Source organism: Alterirhizorhabdus solaris, assembly GCF_007785815.1.
Classification (GTDB): domain Bacteria; phylum Pseudomonadota; class Alphaproteobacteria; order Sphingomonadales; family Sphingomonadaceae; genus Alterirhizorhabdus; species Alterirhizorhabdus solaris.
Genome location: NZ_VNIM01000174.1, coordinates 1 through 3,848, shown reverse-complemented (window position 1 = coordinate 3,848; position 3,848 = coordinate 1). Strand labels below are relative to the sequence as shown.

At 70.3% G+C, this 3,848-nt stretch carries 5 protein-coding genes and 1 pseudogene; 2 read left to right on the top strand and 4 right to left on the bottom strand.

What is annotated here, in order from left to right; genetic code table 11:
- The 3 genes and pseudogenes from FOY91_RS20865 to infA all read right to left on the bottom strand — a co-directional run.
- Positions 1–289: pseudogene (locus FOY91_RS20865) on the bottom strand (ribonuclease); the annotation flags it as partial.
- Complete coding sequence (locus FOY91_RS20860) at positions 282–869, bottom strand: Maf family protein (RefSeq protein ID WP_145155929.1); 588 nt, start codon at positions 867–869, stop codon at positions 282–284. The gene FOY91_RS20860 and the pseudogene FOY91_RS20865, both read right to left, overlap by 8 nt.
- Positions 870–920: 51 nt before the next feature.
- On the bottom strand, positions 921–1,139 hold the full coding sequence (infA, locus tag FOY91_RS20855; protein ID WP_107967729.1) for a translation initiation factor IF-1: 219 nt from the start codon (positions 1,137–1,139) through the stop codon (positions 921–923).
- 165 nt (positions 1,140–1,304) lie between these two features.
- Between infA and pyk the strand changes: the two genes are divergently transcribed.
- Entirely contained in the window at positions 1,305–2,756 is a 1,452-nt protein-coding gene (pyk, locus tag FOY91_RS20850; RefSeq protein ID WP_145155927.1) for a pyruvate kinase, read from the top strand.
- Positions 2,757–2,934: 178 nt separating this feature from the next.
- Here the strand turns inward: pyk and FOY91_RS20845 are convergent, their stop codons facing one another.
- Positions 2,935–3,501 carry an HNH endonuclease gene (locus FOY91_RS20845; protein WP_145155925.1) on the bottom strand — a complete coding sequence of 189 codons (567 nt, stop codon included), beginning with the start codon at positions 3,499–3,501 and terminating at the stop codon, positions 2,935–2,937.
- A gap of 136 nt (positions 3,502–3,637) precedes the next feature.
- Between FOY91_RS20845 and FOY91_RS20840 the strand changes: the two genes are divergently transcribed.
- Positions 3,638–3,848, top strand: a 211-nt coding sequence (locus FOY91_RS20840; protein WP_238995826.1) for a glutamate--tRNA ligase family protein, incomplete at its 3' end; no start/stop codon positions are given.

Here is a 3,848-nt window from a genome sequence, read left to right as displayed (position 1 = left end):
GCTTGGGCCGGCCCGGTTCGCTCAGCGCCTCCCGCACGATCTCCACGAGCAGGTCGCGGCCTTCGGTAACGCCGGCGGGGATCGGTTCGAGCAGCGCCTCGTCGCCCCCCTCGAGCCGTGCGATCCCGCGCCGGCCGGGGGCGAGCACGCGCATCAGTCGCGCCGGCACGATCGCCCCGGCGCGCGGGCCGCCGCCGTCGATCTCGATCAGCGCCTCGAGGATGACGTCGCCGGCCACCAGCGCGGCGCGTGTCTCGCCGATGCCGGCCTCGTACAGCCACTCAGCCAAGCGGCGGTCCGGTCAGCGCGATCCCGGCGGCGACGAGCAGCGCGCGCGTCTCGAACAGGGGCAGGCCGATCACGCCCGAATGGCTGCCGGTGAAGGCGCGCACCCAGCTTTCCGCGCTGCCCTGGATCGCATAGCCGCCCGCCTTGCCGCGCCATTCGCCGCCGGCGAGGTAGGCGTCGATCTCGGCGGCGGACAATGGCTTGAAGGTGACGATGCTGGTGGACAGGCGGTGGCGCGGTGCCCCCTCCGGCACGATGAGCGTGACGGCGGTGTGGACGCGGTGGCGTCGGCCCGAGAGCAGCACGAGGCACCGCCGCGCGGCGGCCTCGTCCTCCGTCTTGGGCAGGATACGGCGTCCGGCGGCGACCACCGTATCGGCCGCCAGCACCACGGCATCGGGGTGGAGGTGGGCGACGGCGGCGGCCTTGGCCGCGGCGAGGCGGCGGGCGTGCGGTGCCGGCGCCTCGCCGGGCAGCGGCGTCTCGTCCAGATCGGCGGGGGCGACGGCGTCGGGCGTCACGCCGATCCGGGCGAGCAGGTCGCGACGGCGCGGCGAGGCGGAAGCCAGGATCAGGCGCATCAGGTCATCCGCCTGCAAGAGGTCGGGGCGCCCGCCCGGGCGGGCCCGTGCTTATTTGAAGCGATAGGTGATCCGGCCCTTGGTCAGATCGTAGGGCGTCAGTTCCACCAGCACCTCGTCGCCGACGAGGACGCGGATGCGGTTCTTGCGCATCTTGCCGGCCGTGTGGCCGAGGATCTCGTGATCGTTCTCCAGGCGCACGCGGAACATCGCGTTGGGGAGCAGCTCCACCACGCTCCCGCGCATTTCGAGAAGTTCTTCCTTTGCCATCAGGCCCCTTTTGGACTGGAGAATCAGCGTGAAAACCGCGTCGCCTTAACGCCGTACGGCGTTTTTCGCAACCGGGCCGGGGCGGGCGTGACGGCGGTTGCCCTCGGCCGGTTGCAGCGCCATGTGGAGCGCTGTCCATTCCGTGCAGATGCCTTGGGGAACCCGATGATCCAGATAGCACCTCGCGCACGCAAGGTCCGCGTGCTGGCGACCCTCGGGCCGGCGAGCAGCTCTCCCGAGATGATCCGCAAGCTGTTCATGGCCGGCGCCGACGCGTTTCGCATCAACATGAGCCACGGTGGCCATGCCGACAAGGCCGCGCTGGTGCAGGCGATCCGCCAGATCGAGAAGGAACTCGGCCGCGTCACCACGATCCTGTTCGACCTCCAGGGGCCGAAGCTGCGCGTGGGCACCTTCGCGTCCGGCGTGGTGCAGCTGGTGAAGGGCGAGCGGTTCGTGCTCGACCGGGATCCCGAGCCGGGCGATGCCGTGCGCGTCAACCTGCCACACCGCGAGATCTACGAGGCGCTGCAGGCCGGCACCCGGCTGTTGCTCGACGACGGCAAGCTGGTGCTGCGGGTGCTGTCGGTGACCGCCGAGCGGATCGAGACGCTGGTGGAGGTCGGCGGCGCGCTCTCCAACCGCAAGGGCGTGAACGTGCCCGACGTGGTGGTGCCGCTGCCCGCGCTGACCGAGAAAGACCGCGCCGATCTGGCCTTCGCGCTGGAGCAGGGGGCGGACTGGATCGCGCTCTCCTTCGTCCAGCGGCCCGAGGATGTGGCGGAGGCGCGGCGGCTGATCGGCGGCAAGGCGGCGCTGCTCGCCAAGATCGAGAAGCCGGCGGCGGTGGAGCGGCTGGAGGGCATCCTCGAACTGGCCGACGCGGTGATGGTGGCGCGCGGCGATCTGGGTGTGGAATGTCCGCCGGAAAAACTGCCGCCGGTGCAGAAGAACATCATCGAGATGGCACGGCGGATGGGCCGGCCGGTGGGGGTGGCGACCCAGATGATCGAATCGATGATCCTCGCCCCCACGCCGACGCGCGCCGAGGTGTCCGACGTGGCGACCGCGATCTACGACGGCGCCGATGCGGTGATGCTGTCGGCCGAATCGGCGGCGGGCAGCTGGCCCGAGGAATCGGTGGCGATGATGGACCGCATCGCCATTTCGGTGGAGGCGGACCCGAGCTACGGCGCGCGCATCCACTTCACCGAGACGCGGCCCGATGCCACCACCGCCGACGCGCTGTCGGAGGCGGCTTCCAATATCGCCCGCACCGTCTCGGCGGCGGCGATCATCTGCTTCACCATGTCCGGCTCCACCGCCCGGCGGATCGCGCGCGAGCGCCCGTCGGTGCCGCTGCTGGTGCTGACGCCGAAGCTGGCGACGGCGCGGCGGACGGGGCTGCTGTGGGGCAGCCACGCCGTCCACACGCGCGACGTGGACAGTTTCGAGGAGATGGTCGGCAAGGCCAAGCGCATGGCGCTGCGCCACAACATCGCGAAGGCCGGCGACCGGATCATCGTGATGGCGGGCGTCCCGTTCGGCACGCCCGGCTCCACCAACGTGCTCCACGTGGTGCGGCTGACGGGGACGGAGCTGAAGGGCCGGCGGTAATATGCCGGGGCCGGGGCGTATGGTCGCGCCTCACCCGTTTTTCCTCCCCCTTGAATAGCGGAAGGGGGAAGGTCCGCGCCAGCTGGACGCACGTGCCATAAGGCTGTCGCTCACTCGATCGGCCGTCTGTTCCGCCGCCCGTTTTCCGTCGTCCCTTGCGCTACAGGCAAGCCGGCGGTCAGGCCTCCAGCTCGATGTCCCAGTAGAGCCAGTCGCGCCAGCTCTGGTGGAGGTAATTGGGCGGGAAGCTGCGCCCCTGTTCCTGCAACTGCCAGCTCGTCGGGCGGATGGGGGCGACGGCGAGGCTCATCTTCGCCTGGCGCGGCGTGCGGCCGCCTTTCCGCAGGTTGCACGGCGCGCAGGCGGTGGCCACATTCTCCCACGTCGTCCGCCCGCCCTGCGCGCGCGGGACGACATGGTCGAACGTCAGATCGGTCGTCACGCCGCAATACTGGCAGGCAAAGCGGTCGCGCAGAAACAGGTTGAAGCGGGTGAAGGCGGGATGCTGCGACGGGCGGACATACTGGCGCAGCGCGATCACCGAGGGCAGCTTCATCACGTGCGTGGGGCTGTGCACCTCGCGCTCGTAATTCGACACGATATCGACGCGTTCGAGGAACACCGCCTTGATCGCCGTCTGCCACGGCCACAGGCTGAGCGGATAATAGCTGAGCGGGGTATAATCCGCGTTGAGCACGAGCGCGGGGCAGCCATCGGGATGTCGGATCAGGTCGGGATGATACATGAACGCGTCACGGCCTCCGCTTTGTCGGCAGAGCGCCCTTTCTCGACCATCCGGCCCCGTCGCACCCGGGACGCGAAGCCCGATCAGGCCGCGTCTCCCATCGCCCTGCTTCGTACCGGCGAAGCATGACCGGGGCATGACAGCATCGTCGGCCCCATGCCGTCAAGGGGTGGCGGCGCGTGGCGATGTCGTGACGACGCGGTTCGCGCCCAGCCCCACCGGCGCGCTGCATCTGGGCCACGCCTTCTCGGCGGTGCGCGCGCACGATCTGGCGCGGGCGGCGGGCGGGCGATTCCTCCTGCGGATCGAGGATATCGATCCGGGGCGGGTGCGGGAGGCGCATGTCG